The organism is Streptomyces monashensis, assembly GCF_001866665.1.
GTDB classification, from domain to species: Bacteria; Actinomycetota; Actinomycetes; order Streptomycetales; family Streptomycetaceae; genus Streptomyces; species Streptomyces monashensis.
The window spans coordinates 98,568-114,790 of record NZ_MLYO01000024.1; the positions used below are offsets into that span (position 1 = coordinate 98,568).

Below are 16,223 nucleotides of genomic sequence, written 5' to 3' on the forward strand. Positions count from 1 at the left end.
TGCGAGGCGGCCTCCGGCCCTCCCCCGTGGGGGCCGGAGACCGCCGGTCCCTCAGATCAGCAGGGACGCAGGGAGTAGATCGGGTCCCACGTCGCCGTGCCGGACTGGTAGGCCGTGGACGTCCAGCGGACGCTGCCGTCCTGGTTGAAGAACTTCGCGACCGTGCCCGGCGTCTGGTTGTTGACGAACGGGCCGTCGCCGGTCCAGTTCGAGACGGTCCAGGTCTGGCACTTGTAGAAGTCGAAGTCGGTGCCGTTGACGGTCATGCAGAGGTGACCGTAGGCGCAGTTCAGGTCCTTGGCGCCCCTCGTGCCCCGCGGGGCCTTCCGGACGGTCAGTCCGTCGTAGCGGACCCGGTCGGCGGAGGACGAGAGCACCTTCGGGTGCCCGGCGAGGACGTGGTCGGCGACCTGCTGGACGCTGGTGACCCGGGTGCCGTCCGGGCCGCTGTCGGCGACGGCCGCGACCGTGGAGCCGGCGACGAGGGCGGTGGCCGCGACGAGAAGCGCGGCGGGCTTGACGATGTTCACGTGTTCCCCCATGTGAACGGTGCTGCACGAACGGTGTGGTCACTCCGCCGTGGCGGAGTGGTCCTCACCGTCGCAGCGCCCGCCGCCCGCCGGTACCTGTGAAGTCTCAGGGTCACTTCTTGCCGGAGGGCGCGTATTCCTTGAGGTAGTGGGCGACACGGGCGCAGTAGTCGCGGTACTTCGGGGGAACTCCGCCCGTGTCGTTCACCTTCTCCACCGACGTGCGGTAGCCGGCGGAGACCAGCACCCGTTTGTCCCCGGGCAGGCCGGACTTCAGATGGTTGTCGATGTAGCACAGGTAGCGGCCCATGGCCGGGACGGAGACGGAAGGAGACAGCGGTGGCGTGGGGGTCGCGGACGCGGGGACGCCGTCGTCCCGCATCCACCAGCGCAGGATGGCGGGGGTCCAGCGGGCGATGCCGAACTCCTGCTTGCCGGGGTCGGAGAGGTTCGGGTCGAAGTCGCTCTCGGACTTCAGCATCGCCGCGATGAGCGCGGGCGTCACATCGGGCTCGGAACAGGCGTGGGCGGAGTCCACGATCAGACGGCGGTACTGCACCGGAACGCCTTGGTCGGTACGGAGTTCGGAGGCGCCGTAACGCGCCTGGGCGGCGGCCCGCGCGGCACTGACGCCGCTCCCGTCCGAGCCTGCGTGCGTGCTCCCGTCGTCGGTCAGGACACTGACGCCGTAGGCGAGGGCCGCGGCGGCGACGACGCCCGCGACCGCCGCCGGCAGGCGCCTGCGGCGCCGGAGCAGGCGCGGCAGGCGGGGCAGGCGCGACGGATCGCCCGTGCCCGCCGCCGCCTCGACCCGGCGCAGCAACGGCTCCGTCGTGATGCGGTCCGCGTGCGTACGGGCCAGGCAGTCGCGGACGATCTCCCGCCAGGCGTCGGGGAGTTCGGGCGACAGGCGCAGCTCGTCGGTGCCGCGCGCGTAGCTCGTCGCCGCGTCGCGGCGGGCCGTCGCGGTCGCGCCGGGCAGCGGGAAGGCGCCGGTGAGGACGAGGTGGGCGAGCACGCCGAAGGCCCAGACGTCGGCCGAGGGGCGGATGCGCCGGCCGCGGTCGCCGATCTCCGCCCACAGCAGCTCGGGCGGGGTGTAGTCGGGGGTGGAGAAGGCGGGGGTGTAGGCGTGGGTGCCCTCCAGCTCGGCGGCCATGTTGAAGTCGCCCAGCCGGGCCGAACCGTCCGCCATGAGCAGGACGTTGGCCGGTTTCAGGTCTCCGTGGACCCAGCCCGCCGCGTGCAGCTGGGCCAGACCCTCGCAGATCTGGGCGAGCAGGGCGGGGCCGGCGTCCGGGCGCGGGGCGGCGGAGAGCAGGACGGACAGGGACCCCTCGGCCTTCTCCAGGACGAGGACCGTGGCGCCGTCGAGGACGGGGCGGCCGGGGTCGTCCACGACGAGCGTGTCGTACATACGGAGCAGACGCGGCCGCTCCAGGCGTCGGTACAGCGTGACCTCGCGCTCCACGAGCTCGCGCAGATGGGACAGTTGGCGCGGGGTGTTGGTGCCGGTCGGCAGGAACTTCAGCGCGGCGGAGTCGGGGAGGTCCGGCGACCGCTCGGTGCGGCGGGCCGTGTAGACGCTGCCGAAGGCGCCCGTCGCGATCGGCTCGCGCACCTCCCAGACGCCGACCCGGTAGCCCTTGGGGACGGGGACGGCGTACGGCTCGGTCACCGGGCCGCCCGGCTCGCGGAGCCGGACAGGACGACGAGGTCGTCCTCCCGCACCACGTCGAAGCGGAGCGCCAGCGAGACCAGGGACTCCTTCTTGCCGTTGAGGCGGGGTCCCGGATCGGCGCTCTCCGGACCGGGTTTGAGGCGCAGCTTCACGGCCAGGTAGTCGATGTTCCACTGCACCGAGGTGCGCGAGGCGGCCGGCCAGGCGGGGCGCAGCCGGTCCACGACCTGGTCGACCGTGGGCAGCGGGGCGTGCGGGTCGCCGCGCAGCCGCGATTCGCACAGGGCGGCCAGGACGGCGAAGTAGCGCTTCGTACGGTCGACGGAGAACGCGGCCGCGGTGGCCTCGCCGTCCGGCTCCGCGTCGTCGTCCAGATAGTCGTGGCGCGGCGCCCACACCTCGACGGGCAGCAGATCGCCGGCGGCGGGCAGGACGATCCGGGAGAACTCGAAGGGGACGGGCGCGTCGAGGCGGCCCGGGCCGACCTTGATGTGCTCGCCGGCGCCCTCGGGGTTCTCCACGACGTACGTCTGCCGCGCGGACAGGTTGCTCAGTATCCAGAACGTGCCCTGCGCGACGATCTCGCCCGCCCGGCGCGAGACCCCGTCGTGCGGGATCGGCAGACCGCTGCCGGGGGCGCGCCCGAAACTGAGGCGCTCGCCGGGGGCGAGCCGGATCTGCTGGCGGTCGTCCTCCGTGGTCGGCGGAGGTACGACGATGATGCTGTACACGGTGTGTCTCCCCGTGCCTGACGGTTAGCCGGGTCGGACAGTACGGCTACCCCGGGCAGCCTAGGCGGACACACGAGGACCGCGCCTCCCCCTTGACGGGTGAGACGCGGCCCTCGTGGTGAATGGCGCGAACTGTACGGTCGCGTGGGTCAGTAGCTGGGTCGGTTGAACCAGTAGCTGCCGCCCTTGTTGGCGCAGAACACGATGATCAGGATGCCGAGCACCAGGCTGATCAGGGCGAATATGTTGGCGCCGAGCAGGCTGAGCACGCTGAACAGCGTGACGAGCGAGGCATAGACGATCGCCGAGACACGGGCGCCGCCGCGGCCGGTGGAGAACTTCACGGCGGTGAAGACCGCCCAGAAGGCGAAGGCCAGGACGATGACGCCGAAGCCGATCATCACGCCCGCGCCGATGCTGGCGGCCTTGTCGGCGTCCGACGAGGAGACGCTGCTGTCCGACGACATGACGTCGCTGATCCGCTTGGCGAACCAACTGCTGGCCACCATCATCACCACACCGCCGATCGCCTGGCAGCCGCCCAGGATGTACAGGAACACGCGCGCGGCCTTCACTCCGCCCGGCATCACGGCGGGGGCGGCGGGGTAGCCGAAACCGGGCTGCTGGACCGGCGGCGCCGCCGGGTAGCCGTACCCCGGCTGCTGGCCCTGCGGGTAGCCGTAGCCCTGCTGCTGGGGCGGGCCGTACGGGTTGTTCGGGTCGCCGTAGCTCATGGCGGTGTTCCTCCGTTTGGTCGAGTGCGGGGACGAGGCGCGGCACTCGCACGGAGGAAGCGTTTCTACAGATGCGGTCCGTCCCCCCGATGAGCTGCCCGCTGCACTGTGTCCTCATCGTTCTTGACCGGATATGGCCTTGTCCAGCCGAGGAGTGGAGGTGTTGTGCAAGTGCAACACAGTTGATCAACAGTTGGGCGGGATGGTACGTCGACCGGGCACCCGGATTGGAACCGGGGGCGGGTCATCCGCGAGGATGGGGGTATGAGCGCCCAGATTCTCGATGGCAAGGCCACCGCAGCCGCGATCAAGTCCGATCTGACCGCCCGCGTGGCGGCGCTGAAGGAGAAGGGCGTCACGCCCGGCCTCGGCACGATCCTGGTCGGGGACGACCCCGGCAGCCAGAAGTACGTCGCCGGCAAGCACCGCGACTGCGCGCAGGTCGGCATCGCCTCCATCCAGCGCGAACTGCCCGCCACCGCCTCGCAGGAGGAGATCGAGGCGGTCGTCCGCGAGCTCAACGAGGACCCGGCCTGCACCGGCTACATCGTCCAGCTGCCGCTGCCCAGGGGCATCGACGAGAACCGCGTCCTGGAGCTGATGGACCCGGCCAAGGACGCCGACGGCCTGCACCCGATGAACCTCGGCCGCCTCGTCCTCGGCGAGCCCGCGCCGCTGCCCTGCACCCCCAACGGCATCCTCACCCTGCTGCGCCGCCACGGCGTCGAGATCAAGGGCGCCGAGGTCGTCGTCGTCGGGCGGGGCGTGACCATCGGGCGGCCGATGCCGCTGCTGCTCACCCGGCGCAGCGAGAACGCCACGGTGACCCAGTGCCACACCGGCACCCGCGATCTGCCCGCCCACCTCAAGCGGGCCGACATCATCATCGCGGCGGCCGGCTCCCCGCACCTGATCCGCGCCGAGGACGTCAAGCCGGGCGCCGCCGTGCTGGACGTCGGTGTCTCCCGCAACGCCGAGGGCAAGATCGTCGGCGACGTCCACCCGGACGTGACCGAGGTGGCCGGCTGGATCTCCCCGAACCCCGGCGGTGTCGGCCCGATGACCCGGGCGCTCCTGCTGGTCAACGTGGTCGAGGCGGCGGAGCGCAGTGCCGGCCGATGACGCCCGCGCGGGGGCCCTCACCCGCGCCGGCCGCGAGCCGCACCGGGATTCCGGGGAGCGGCCCGGGAGGACCACGCGCCGCTTTCCGCGGATCACCCGGGACACCGCCAGGCCCGAGGGCGGTGGCCGGGCCGCGTCGGGTGCCTCGCCGGCCCCCGCCCGCCAGTGGCCGATGCTGGTCGTGGTGGGCACGGTCGCGCTCGGCCTGCTGCTGACCGCGCTCGGCACGTTCCGCTCCGGCACCCTGCTGATCGGCGCCGCGCTGCTGGCCGGTGCGGGCATGCGCTGGTTCCTGCCGAGCGTCGGGATGCTCGCCGTCCGCTCCCGGTTCACGGACATCGTCACCTACGGCGTCCTCGGCCTCGCGATCGTCCTGTTCGCGATGATGGTCCAGCCGCATCCGTGGTTGCACGTCCCGTTCCTGAAGGATCTCCTGCACGTCACGCTCAGCAACACGTAGCGGCGCCCGGTCGCTCCGGCTTCCGCGGTGCCGCGCGCCGTCCGTGCCCCCGCGCGCTCCCACTGCGGGAACTGGGATCCTTAGGCACGGCATCCTTGTGGGTAGCCAGGACGGGACGTGCCGGGGGAGAGCAAGGGGGGAAGCGATGCCTCGTTGGAAGGACCTGCCCGAGGATCTGGACCCGCAGATCAAGGAATTCACCAGCCAGATACGGCGGTTGGTGGACCGCAGCGGGCTGAGCGTCGCCGCGCTGGCCGACCGTACGGGCTACAGCAAGACGTCCTGGGAGCGTTACCTGGGCGGCCGGCTCCTCGCGCCGAAGGGCGCGGTCGTCGCGCTCGCCGAGGTGACCGGCACCAGTCCCGTCCATCTGACCACGATGTGGGAGCTGGCCGAACGCGCCTGGAGCCGCGCGGAGATGCGGCACGACCGCACCATGGAGGCGATCCGGATCTCCCAGGCCCGCGCGGCACTGGGCGACTTCGGCGCGGCGGAGGCCACCGGGGGGCCGTCGGGGCAGGGGCTGCCGGGCCTGTCCGGCCGGAAGAACGGCAGCGCCACGGCGACCCCGGGCATCGCCGGACCGGCCGGTGTGTCGCCGACGATTCCCGTGCAGCCCTCCGGACCGGACGCGGACGTCCGGGACGGGACGGGACGCCGTGCGGGCGGTGGCGCGGGCAGCGGCCTCGCCGACGGCTCGGGCAGCGGCGGCGGTTCGCCCGAGAGCGCGGACGCCGGCTCCGAAGCGGCTTCGGGCCGCGGCTCCGTGAACTCCTGGGGCCTGGCCGGGTATCAGGGCCCGTCCAGGACGAGCGCCCGGCCCGGCACGGGCCCGGGGGCCGGCTCCGCCGCCGGCTCCGGCTCGAGCTCCGCCCCCGCCGCCGGCTTCGGTGTCGGGGCCGGGGTGCGGGGCAGCGGGGTGGCCGGCGGGGCCGCCCCGACGCCGGGCGGCCCGGCGTCGCACGACGCCGCCCGGGCGCCCCGGCCCGCCGAGGGGGGCGGCAGGCGACAGCAGGTGACGATGTTCCTCGCGGGGCTGGTCGGCGTGCTCGTCATCATCGGCGGCGTCTTCTTCTTCACCCACCGCGACGGCGCCAAGCACCCGGACGCGGCCAGGCCGCCGTCGCCCACGGCCGACCGGAACACGAGCCCGCCGCCCGGGGTCAAGTGCGCCGGCTCCGCGTGCACCGGCAAGGACGCCGAGGCCATGGGGTGCAGCGGCGACCTGGTGAGCACCGCCAGGACCGCCGCCGTCGGCGCCGCCACCCTGGAGGTCCGCTACAGCAAGGCCTGCGGCGCCGCCTGGGGCCGGATCACCGGCGCCACGCAGGGCGACAAGGTGGAGGTCTCGGCCGGCACGGTCCGCCAGTCGGGGGAGATCACCGCCGTGGGCGACGCCATCGCGTACACCCCGATGGTCGCCGTGAAGGACGCGGCCCAGGCGAAGGCGTGCGCGACCCTCGCCTCCGGGCGGAGGGGGTGCACGAGGTGACGGGCCGACGGGGTGCACACCGTGCCGAAACGGGGGAAGTCGCGCCCGCGTGACATCCTGCGGGTGAAATTCCGGTACGGCGTGCATGGCCCGGGGAATCCTGGGCACGCGAACGGTACCCCCACGGGAGTCCGGTGAGCCGGTACCTCCCCCATCGGCGGCCGCCTTCCGTCCCCCTCTCCCGGACCGGCGGCCGCCGCTTCGTTCGGCCGGGCCGGGGCCAGGTCGGCGCTGGTACAGGGCAGTTCGCGGCGGGACCGGAACGGGATGACGGCCGGGTTTCCGTCGAGTGGCCGCCTTGTGGGGCGAGCCACACGGCCCGGTACGTCTCGCATGCCGGATGCGCGATAGCCTGACCGCTGGATCGATCTCTTGACGCCAAGAGATCGATCATCCGCCCGGGGCCGGGAAGCCCCACCGCCAGCTGTCCTTACGGAGAACGCCATGACCCGCACTCCCGTGAACGTCACCGTCACCGGCGCGGCCGGCCAGATCGGTTACGCCCTGCTCTTCCGCATCGCCTCCGGCCAGCTGCTCGGCGCGGACGTGCCGGTCAAGCTGCGCCTCCTGGAGATCACGCCCGCGCTGAAGGCCGCCGAGGGCACCGCCATGGAGCTGGACGACTGTGCCTTCCCGCTGCTGCAGGGCATCGAGATCTCCGACGACCCGAACGTCGCCTTCGACGGCGCCAACGTAGCCCTGCTCGTCGGCGCCCGCCCCCGCACCAAGGGCATGGAGCGCGGTGACCTGCTGGAGGCCAACGGCGGCATCTTCAAGCCGCAGGGCAAGGCCATCAACGACCACGCCGCGGACGACATCAAGGTCCTCGTCGTCGGCAACCCGGCCAACACCAACGCGCTCATCGCGCAGGCCGCCGCGCCGGACGTCCCGGCCGAGCGCTTCACCGCGATGACCCGCCTCGACCACAACCGCGCGCTGACCCAGCTCGCGAAGAAGACGGGCACCACGGTCGCCGACATCAAGCGCCTGACCATCTGGGGCAACCACTCCGCCACCCAGTACCCGGACATCTTCCACGCCACGGTCGCCGGCAAGAACGCCGCCGAGACCGTGAACGACGAGAAGTGGCTGGCCGACGAGTTCATCCCGACCGTCGCCAAGCGCGGTGCCGCGATCATCGAGGCCCGTGGCGCGTCCTCCGCCGCGTCCGCCGCCAACGCCGCCATCGACCACGTGCACACCTGGGTCAACGGCACGGCCGAGGGCGACTGGACCTCCATGGGCATCCCGTCGGACGGCTCCTACGGCGTCCCGGAGGGCCTCATCTCCTCCTTCCCGGTCACCACCAGGAACGGCGCGTACGAGATCGTCCAGGGCCTGGAGATCAGCGAGTTCTCCCGCACCCGCATCGACGCGTCCGTGCAGGAGCTGGTGGAGGAGCGCGAGGCGGTTCGCGCGCTCGGCCTCATCTGAGCGACGCTCCCGGCGAGTTCGCCGCGGCGACCCCGTACGACCAGAGGCCCCGGAGCATTCCGGGGCCTCTGGCCATGTGCTGCGTGCTACGTGCTGTGCGCCCTGTGCGGGTGTGCTCAGCGCACGTCGACGTAGTCGTAGGCGTCGGCGACGGACGAGGTGCTGTTGCCCGCGTAGTGGAAGCGCCAGGTGCCGTCCGCCGAGGCGGTGACCGTGGTCTTCAGGTAGCCGCTGGACGACGACGTGACCGTCTTGACGGTGCTGTAGGAGCTCGCGCCCGCCTTCTTGAACTGCAGCTGGACGGGCTGGCTGCCGTAGCCGTAGTACTTCAGGTAGGTCCAGCTCGCCCGGTTCAGCGTGCCGGTGACCGTGATGGTCCTGCCCTTGGAGACCGGCTCCGGGCTCGCGTCGAAGCCGCTGAAGCCGGCGGCGCGCTTCACCCAGTGGTTCTTGTACGTGTTCTTCTGGATGTAGTCGGAGTCGTTGCCGACCGCCCACGCGGCGACGTTCCACCTGCCGTTCAGGGAGCTGTCGTACAGGTCGCTGGTGGGATCGACCGTAATGGTGATCTTGCACGTGGCGGCGGTGGCGCTCCACTTGTCGCACGTGGCGTCCTGGTCCGTGGCGAGGACGCCGTCCACGTCGGGGTTGTCGCCGTCGAGGGTGGTGCCGTGCCACAGGAAGGCGCCGGCGGTGTAGATGCCGGACGGGTCGTTCGCGGTCACGTAGATGGTGAAGGACTTCTTGCCGACGCCCACGACGAGGTCCGTGCCGGCGTTGACGGTGACCTTGGTGATCTTGGTGTCGCCCTGCACGTCGTCGGCCGGGACAGCGGCCACGGAGGGCGCCGCCGCCAGCTTCGCGGCGGTGCCCGCCGGATTGTCGGCCGCGTGCGCGGCCGGGGCGACGAGAGAGGTGAGCGCCACGGCACCGGACACGGTCGCGGTGGCCAGGCTGGCTCGAATGCGCATCTGCGTTCCCCAAATGGACAGCGTGTCGCACGCTCAGTGGGGGTTGCGTGGCGGCACGGCAGTGATGTGGAGCCTGTTGGCTCGGATGCGGAGACTCGCGAAGGTAAGAAACAGTTGTACGCGAGGTGAAGGAATTCCAAGCGTGGGGTGGCCGCGCCTTCGGCCCTCACCCGTTCGCGGCGCGTGCGAGGCGCCCCGGCGCCGCCGCTCCTAGCGTGGCCCCCATGACGACCGCCCCCGCTTCCCCCGCCTCCCCGCCGGCCGCCGCCCCCTCGGCCGTTCAGCCCGTCGGGTACTGGACCTGGGTCGCCCATCAGGCCGTTGTGCGCCATCTGCGCGGCGCGCTGGCCGGGATCGATCTCACGCAGCCGCAGTGGTGGGTCCTGAAGGACATCGCCGCCGAACACGCTCCCCGGACCCGGGCCGAGCTCCAGAACCGCCTGGCCGCGCACCTCGACGCCGGACCGGAGGAGATCGGCCGGGCGATCGACGCCCTGACCGCACGGGCGTGGCTGAGCGCCGACGAGGCCGGGCGGGTGCGCGCGACCGACGCCGGACGCGCGGCCACCCGGCGTGCCGTCGACGTCCTCAAGCGGGTACGCGCCGAGATCCATGCCGGCGTTCCGGAGGAGGACTACGCCACCACGCTGGACGTCCTGCGCCGCATGATCCGCAACCTCGGCGGCCAGGCCGAGCTGTCTCCCTGACCGGTCCGGTTCAACCGCCCGCCTTTTGTCCCTTTTCGGCCGCATTTTCAGTGACGCGGCGCACTTTCGGTCACTGATTACGCATGCCTTTCGTGAGCCCGGGGCAGGCGGACGCGGTCCCCGAGCGTGGCAGCTGTGTGACGCAGGGGCATGGATCAGGAACGGAAGGCAACACCGATCATGGCGAACGGAACGGCACGACAGGCCCAGGCGACCATCCACGCGGGGGGCGAGTGGCTGGCGGCGGTCTCGGGTGCGACACGCGAGATCCTGGACCCCGCGGACGCCCGGCCGTTCGCCGTGGTCGCCGAGGGTGACGAGAAGGATGCGGAAAGGGCCGTCGCGGCGGCCCGGCAGGCTTTCGACCAGGGGCCATGGCCCGCCACCCCCGTCGCCGAGCGCGCCGCCCTGCTGCGCCGCGTCGCCGACCTGCTCGTGCGCGACCGCGAGGCGCTCGGCCTGCTGGAGAGCCGGGACGCGGGCAAGACCGTGGAAGAGGGGCGCGTCGACATCGACTGCGTCGCCGACGCCTTCCGCTACTTCGCCGGCCTGGTCGCCGCCGAGGCGCCCGGCCGGGTCGTGGACGCGGGCTCCAGCGACGTCCACAGCGTCGTCGTGCACGAGCCCGTCGGCGTCTGTGCGCTCATCACGCCCTGGAACTACCCGCTGCTCCAGGCCAGTTGGAAGGTCGCCCCGGCGCTCGCGGCCGGCAACACCTTCGTGCTCAAGCCCAGCGAGATCACCCCGATGACCACCATCGCGCTGATCGGGCTGCTGGCCGAGGCCGGGCTGCCCGACGGCGTGGCGAACCTCGTCACCGGCCCCGGCCACACTGTCGGCGCCCGGCTCGCCGAGCACCCCGACGTCGACCTGGTCTCCTTCACCGGCGGCCTGGTCAGCGGCGTCAAGGTGGCCCAGGCCGCCGCGCCCACCGTGAAGAAGGTCGCGCTCGAACTCGGCGGGAAGAACCCCAACGTCGTCTTCGCCGACGCCTGCGCCACGGACGAGGGCTTCGACACGGCCGTCGACCAGGCGCTCAACGCCGCCTTCATCCACAGCGGCCAGGTCTGCTCGGCCGGCTCCCGGCTCATCGTCGAGGAGTCGGTCCGAGACCGCTTCGTCACCGAACTCGCCCGACGGGCCCAGAAGATCAGGCTCGGGCGCGGCACCGCCGACGGCGTCGAGTGCGGCCCGCTCGTCTCCGCGCAGCAGCGCGAGAAGGTGGAGGGCTACGTGGCCTCCGCGCTCGCCGAGGGCGCGGTGCTGCGCTGCGGCGGCAGGCGGCCGGAGCCGAGCGAGGTCCGCCCGGAGTCCGGGTACTTCTACGAGCCCACGATCCTCGACGCCTGCCACCGCGACATGAAGGTCGTCCGGGAGGAGGTCTTCGGACCCGTCCTCACCGTCGAGACCTTCCGCACCGAGGACGAGGCCGTCCGGCTCGCCAACGACACCGAGTACGGCCTCGCGGGCGCCGTCTGGACCGTCGACGCGGGCCGGGCCCGCCGGGTCGCGGGGCGGCTGCGCCACGGCACGGTCTGGATCAACGACTTCCACCCCTACCTCCCGCAGGCGGAGTGGGGCGGCTTCGGCAGGAGCGGCACCGGCCGCGAGCTGGGTCCCGCCGGACTCGCCGAGTATCGCGAGGCCAAGCACGTCTACCAGAACCTCGCGCCCCGGCCCGTGCGCTGGTTCGCCGGCTGACCCCCTCAACGCCCCCACGCAGCAAGTCCGTTCGGAGTACCCCCATGTCCCACACCCCCTCTCACCTCTACGACTACGTCGTCATCGGCGGCGGCACGGCCGGCTCGGTCATCGCCTCCCGCCTCACCGAGAACCCCGACGTCACCGTCGCCGTCATCGAGGGCGGCCCCACCGACGTCGACCGCGACGACGTGCTCACCCTGCGCCGCTGGATGGGCCTGCTCGGCGGCGACCTCGACTACGACTACCCGACCGTCGAGCAGCCGCGCGGCAACTCCCGCATCCGGCACAGCCGCGCCCGCGTCCTCGGCGGCTGCTCCTCGCACAACACCCTGATCTCCTTCAAGCCGCTGCCGTCCGACTGGGACGAGTGGGAGGAGGCCGGCGCCAAGGGCTGGGGCGCCGTACCGATGGAGGCGTACTTCGCCCGGCTCAAGAACAACATCGTCCCGGTCGACGAGAAGGACCGCAACGCCATCGCCCGCGACTTCGTCGACGCCGCCCAGGCGGCGCTCGGCGTCCCGCGCGTCGAGGGCTTCAACAAGAAGCCCTTCACCGAGGGCGTCGGCTTCTTCGACCTCGCCTACCACCCCGAGAACAACAAGCGCTCCTCCGCCTCGGTGGCGTACCTGCACCCGGTGATGGACGAGCGCCCCAATCTCCACCTCTTCCTGGAGACGTGGGCGTACCGGCTGGAGCTGGACGGCACCCGCGCCGACGGCGTGCACGTGCGCACCAAGGACGGCGAGGAACTGCTGATACGCGCCCGCAGCGAGGTCGTGCTCTGCGCCGGCGCCGTCGACTCCCCGCGCCTGCTCATGCACTCGGGCATCGGCCCGCGCCAGGACCTGGAGGCCCTCGGCATCCCGGTCGTCCACGATCTGCCGGGCGTCGGCGAGAACCTCCTCGACCACCCCGAGTCGGTCATCGTCTGGGAGACCCACGGGCCGATCCCGGAGAACTCCGCGATGGACTCCGACGCGGGCCTGTTCGTGCGCCGCGACCCCGAGCACGCGGGCCCGGACCTGATGTTCCACTTCTACCAGATCCCGTTCACGGACAACCCGGAGCGCCTCGGCTACGAACGCCCCGCGTACGGCGTCTCGATGACCCCGAACATCCCCAAGCCGAAGTCCCGCGGCCGGCTGTACCTGACCAGCGCCGACCCCGAGGTCAAGCCCGCGCTGGACTTCCGGTACTTCACCGACGAGGACGACTACGACGGCCGGACCCTGGTCGACGGCATCCGCATCGCCCGCGAGATCGCGAAGTCCGAGCCGCTGGCCGGGTGGCTGGCGCGCGAGGTCGCCCCCGGCCCGGAGGTCACCGGCGACGAGGAGCTGAGCGAGTACGCCCGCAAGGTCGCGCACACCGTCTACCACCCGGCCGGCACCTGCAGGATGGGTGCCGCCGACGACGAACTCGCCGTGGTGGACCCGGAGTTGAAGATCCGGGGCATGCAGGGCATCCGGATCGCCGACGCGTCCGTCTTCCCGACGATGACCGCCGTGAACCCGATGATCGGGGTGCTGATGGTCGGGGAGAAGGCCGTCGATCTGATCGGGGAGAAGGCCGTCGAGCTGGGCGGTGATGCCCGATGAGCGCCACCGTCCCCACGCGCAAGCCGCCCACCGCCACCGACGCCGACGCGCCCGTCTTCTCCGTCTCCGGTCTGTGGAAGGTCTTCGGCCCGAAGGCCGAGCGCGTCCCCGCCGACGCCGAGCTCACCGCACTGGACCCCGCCGACCTGCGCGCCCGCACCGGCTGCACGGCCGCCGTCCGGGACGTCTCCTTCGACGTCCGCAAGGGCGAGGTCTTCGTCGTCATGGGCCTGTCCGGCTCCGGCAAGTCCACCCTGGTGCGCTGTCTGACCCGGCTCATCGAGCCGACCGCCGGCACGATCGCCATCGACGGCGAGGACGTCCGCGCCATGGACAAGACCCGGCTGCGCGAACTGCGCCGGCACCGCGCCGCGATGGTCTTCCAGCACTTCGGCCTGCTCCCGCACCGCACCGTCCTCGACAACGTCGCCTACGGCCTGGAGATCCAGGGCATCGGCAGGGCCGAGCGCCGCGCCCGCGCCGCCGAGGTCGTCAAGAAGGTCGGCCTGGAGGGCATGGAGCAGCGCCGCCCCAGCCAGCTCTCCGGCGGCCAGCGCCAACGCGTGGGTCTGGCACGGGCGTTGGCGGTCGACCCCGAGGTGCTGCTCTTCGACGAGCCGTTCAGCGCCCTCGACCCGCTCATCCGCCGCGACATGCAGGACGAGGTGGCCCGGCTGCACCGCGAGGAGGGCCGCACGATGGTCTTCATCACCCACGACCTCGCCGAGGCCCTCAAGCTCGGCGACCGGATCGCCCTGATGCGCGACGGCAAGGTCGTCCAGCTGGGCACCCCGGAGGAGATCGTCGGCTCCCCGGCCGACGACTACGTGCGCGAGTTCGTCCGGGACGTCCCGCGCGAGCAGGTCATGACGGTCCGCACCGCCATGCGCCCGGCCGCCTCCGACGAGGACGGCGGCCCGGCCGTACGCCCCGACGCCACCGTCGCCGAGGCCATCGAGGCCGTCGCCCGGGCGGGCGCCCCGGCCCGCGTGATGGACGAGGGCAGGTGCCTGGGCGTCGTCGACCACGAGCGTCTGCTGGACGTGGTCGCCGGCGTCACGGACCTGCCGAGCAGCACCCCGGAGGCCGTCTGATGGCAGCGCTCACCGTGTCGGCCGCCCGCGGCGCCACACCCAAGATGCTCAGGAGCCGGGCCGCGGGCAAGCTCCTGCTGCTCGCCCTCCTCACCGCGGTCCTGCTGCCCGTCCTCGGCCGCTGGGGCAACGGCGCCTGGCCGCACGAGCTGACCGTAAGTCTGGCCAAGCCGCTCACGTCGGCCAGTAACTGGGTCATCGACAACCGGGACAGCCACCCCCTGTTCCTGTACTTCTTCGGCTACATCAGCAACGCCGTCGTCCTCTGCGTCCGCGCCGTCTACCTCACCCTGCTCGCCCTGGGCTGGACCGGCGTCACGGTCCTCGGCGCGCTGGTCGCCTGGCGCGTCGCCGGGGTCCGGCTCGCCGCCGGCACGGCCGCCGCCTTCCTGGCGTGCGGCGCGCTCGGCATGTGGGTGCCGACCATGCAGACCCTCGCGCTGATGGTCGCGGCCGTGCTCGCGTCCGTGCTCGTGGGCGTGCTGCTCGGCCTCGCCGCCGGGCTCTCCGACCGCCTCGACCGCGCCCTGCGCCCGGTCCTGGACACCATGCAGGTGCTCCCGGCCTTCGCCTACCTCCTCCCCGTCGTCCTGGTCTTCGGCATCGGCGTCCCCGCGGCCGTGCTCGCCACCGTCGTCTACGCCGCCCCGCCGATGGCCCGCCTCACCTCGCTCGGCCTGCGCGGCGCCGACCCCGAAGTCCTGGAGGCCGTGGAGTCACTCGGCGCCACCCGCCGCCAGCGGCTGCTGACCGCCCGGATCCCGCTGGCCCGGGGGGAACTGCTGCTCGGCCTCAACCAGACGATCATGATGGCGCTGTCCATGGCCGTCATCGCCTCGGTCATCGGCGCCGGCGGCCTCGGCGACCGCGTCTACCAGGCCCTCGCCTCCGTCGACGTCGGCCAGGCCCTCGCGGCCGGCATCCCGATCGTGCTGCTCGCGATCGTCCTGGACCGCGTGACCGCGGCCGCGGGCGAGGACCGCAGGGCACAGACGGCACTGACGGCGCCGCCCGGGACGCCGCGCACCATCGGCTGGGTGTACGCCCTCGCCGTCACCGCGGCCGTCGCCCTCGCCGCCCGTCTGCTGCACGGCCTGAACTGGCCCACCGGCTGGACCCTCGGCATCGCCGCGCCGGTCAACAGCGCCGTCGACTGGATGACCGCCCACCTCTACTCCGGCGTCCCGGTCATCGGCGGCACCGCCGACTGGGCCGGCCACTTCACCACCTGGGTCCTGGACCCGGTCCGCGGCGGCCTGCAGTGGCTGCCCTGGTGGTCCGTGCTGCTGATCGTCGCCGCGCTGGCCTGGCTGATCGGCACCTGGGCCACCGCCGTGACCGCCGTCCTCGCGATGGCCGCGATCGGCGTGCTCGGCGTCTGGGACCCGGCCCTCGACACCCTCTCGCAGGTACTGGCCGCCGTCGCCGTCACCCTGGTCCTCGGCTTCGCGACCGGCATCGCCGCCGCCCGCAGCGACCGCGTCGACCGCGCCCTGCGCCCGGTCCTGGACGTCTTCCAGACGATGCCGCAGTTCGTGTACCTGATCCCGGTCGTCGCGCTGTTCGGCGTCGGCCGCGCCCCGGCCGTGGCCGCCGCCGTCGTCTACGCCCTCCCGGCCGTCGTCCGGATCACCGCACAGGGCCTGCGCCAGGTCGACCCGGCCGCGCTGGAGTCGGCGCGCTCGCTCGGCGCGACCGGCCGCCAGCAGCTGTGGCAGGTCCAGCTCCCGCTCGCCCGCCGCTCGTTGCTGCTCGCCGTCAACCAGGGCGTCGTCCTGGTGCTCGCCGTCGTCATCATCGGCGGCCTGGTCGGCGGCGGCGCCCTCGGTTACAACGTCGCCTTCGGCCTCGCCCAGGGCGACCTCGCCACCGGCCTGGTGGCCGGTGCCGCCATCGTCTGCCTGGGCCTGATGCTGGACCGGGTGACCCAGCCGACCGAACGCCGCGCGACGAAGGGAGCCTGAC

At 72.6% G+C, this 16,223-nt stretch carries 14 protein-coding genes; 9 read left to right on the forward strand and 5 right to left on the reverse strand.

Annotation, left to right across the window (positions count from 1 at the left end; translation table 11 throughout):
- Nucleotides 1-56 precede the first annotated feature (56 nt).
- The 4 genes from BIV23_RS14125 to BIV23_RS14140 form a co-directional block, all read right to left on the reverse strand.
- Nucleotides 57-542: a hypothetical protein gene (locus tag BIV23_RS14125; protein ID WP_245790519.1), complete on the reverse strand. Its 486-nt coding sequence runs from the start codon at nucleotides 540-542 to the stop codon at nucleotides 57-59.
- 100 nt (nucleotides 543-642) lie between these two features.
- On the reverse strand, nucleotides 643-2,208 hold the full coding sequence (locus BIV23_RS14130) for a serine/threonine protein kinase (protein WP_071381161.1): 1,566 nt from the start codon (nucleotides 2,206-2,208) through the stop codon (nucleotides 643-645).
- Complete coding sequence (locus BIV23_RS14135) at nucleotides 2,205-2,942, reverse strand: FHA domain-containing protein (protein ID WP_071370064.1); 738 nt, start codon at nucleotides 2,940-2,942, stop codon at nucleotides 2,205-2,207. The genes BIV23_RS14130 and BIV23_RS14135 overlap by 4 nt, the downstream gene beginning before the upstream one ends.
- 149 nt (nucleotides 2,943-3,091) lie before the next feature.
- Entirely contained in the window at nucleotides 3,092-3,676 is a 585-nt protein-coding gene (locus BIV23_RS14140) for a proline-rich domain-containing protein (protein ID WP_071381162.1), read from the reverse strand.
- Nucleotides 3,677-3,940: 264 nt separating this feature from the next.
- On the opposite strand from BIV23_RS14140, the gene BIV23_RS14145 reads away from it, so the two are divergent.
- The 4 genes from BIV23_RS14145 (at nucleotide 3,941) to BIV23_RS14160 (ending at nucleotide 8,184) form a co-directional block, all read left to right on the forward strand.
- A complete protein-coding gene (locus BIV23_RS14145) occupies nucleotides 3,941-4,798 on the forward strand; it encodes a bifunctional methylenetetrahydrofolate dehydrogenase/methenyltetrahydrofolate cyclohydrolase (protein WP_071381163.1) in 858 nt (285 codons plus the stop codon).
- On the forward strand, nucleotides 4,785-5,258 hold the full coding sequence (locus tag BIV23_RS14150) for a DUF3017 domain-containing protein (RefSeq protein ID WP_071381164.1): 474 nt from the start codon (nucleotides 4,785-4,787) through the stop codon (nucleotides 5,256-5,258). The genes BIV23_RS14145 and BIV23_RS14150 overlap by 14 nt, the downstream gene beginning before the upstream one ends.
- A gap of 145 nt (nucleotides 5,259-5,403) precedes the next feature.
- Nucleotides 5,404-6,750 (forward strand): helix-turn-helix domain-containing protein, encoded by a 1,347-nt coding sequence (locus BIV23_RS14155; RefSeq protein WP_071381165.1) that lies wholly within the window; start codon nucleotides 5,404-5,406, stop codon nucleotides 6,748-6,750.
- 444 nt (nucleotides 6,751-7,194) lie between these two features.
- Nucleotides 7,195-8,184, forward strand: a complete 990-nt coding sequence (locus BIV23_RS14160; protein ID WP_071381166.1) for a malate dehydrogenase — start codon at nucleotides 7,195-7,197, stop codon at nucleotides 8,182-8,184.
- A 116-nt stretch (nucleotides 8,185-8,300) separates the two neighbouring features.
- Here the strand turns inward: BIV23_RS14160 and BIV23_RS14165 are convergent, their stop codons facing one another.
- Nucleotides 8,301-9,155, reverse strand: coding sequence for a DUF5707 domain-containing protein (locus BIV23_RS14165; protein WP_071381167.1), 855 nt, complete (start codon nucleotides 9,153-9,155; stop codon nucleotides 8,301-8,303).
- Nucleotides 9,156-9,379: 224 nt separating this feature from the next.
- Here BIV23_RS14165 and BIV23_RS14170 point away from each other — a divergent pair, with 224 nt between their 5' ends.
- The 5 genes from BIV23_RS14170 to BIV23_RS14190 all read left to right on the forward strand — a co-directional run bounded on the left by BIV23_RS14170 (nucleotide 9,380) and on the right by BIV23_RS14190 (nucleotide 16,222).
- Entirely contained in the window at nucleotides 9,380-9,862 is a 483-nt protein-coding gene (locus tag BIV23_RS14170; RefSeq protein ID WP_071381168.1) for a MarR family winged helix-turn-helix transcriptional regulator, read from the forward strand.
- Nucleotides 9,863-10,042: 180 nt separating this feature from the next.
- Nucleotides 10,043-11,563, forward strand: a complete 1,521-nt coding sequence (locus tag BIV23_RS14175; protein ID WP_071381169.1) for an aldehyde dehydrogenase family protein — start codon at nucleotides 10,043-10,045, stop codon at nucleotides 11,561-11,563.
- 44 nt (nucleotides 11,564-11,607) lie between these two features.
- Nucleotides 11,608-13,164 carry a GMC family oxidoreductase gene (locus tag BIV23_RS14180; RefSeq protein ID WP_071381170.1) on the forward strand — a complete coding sequence of 519 codons (1,557 nt, stop codon included), beginning with the start codon at nucleotides 11,608-11,610 and terminating at the stop codon, nucleotides 13,162-13,164.
- Nucleotides 13,161-14,258 carry a quaternary amine ABC transporter ATP-binding protein gene (locus BIV23_RS14185; protein WP_071381171.1) on the forward strand — a complete coding sequence of 366 codons (1,098 nt, stop codon included), beginning with the start codon at nucleotides 13,161-13,163 and terminating at the stop codon, nucleotides 14,256-14,258. The genes BIV23_RS14180 and BIV23_RS14185 overlap by 4 nt, the downstream gene beginning before the upstream one ends.
- Complete coding sequence (locus BIV23_RS14190) at nucleotides 14,258-16,222, forward strand: ABC transporter permease (protein ID WP_107471157.1); 1,965 nt, start codon at nucleotides 14,258-14,260, stop codon at nucleotides 16,220-16,222. Before BIV23_RS14185 ends, BIV23_RS14190 begins: the two co-directional genes overlap by 1 nt.
- Nucleotide 16,223 lies beyond the last annotated feature (1 nt).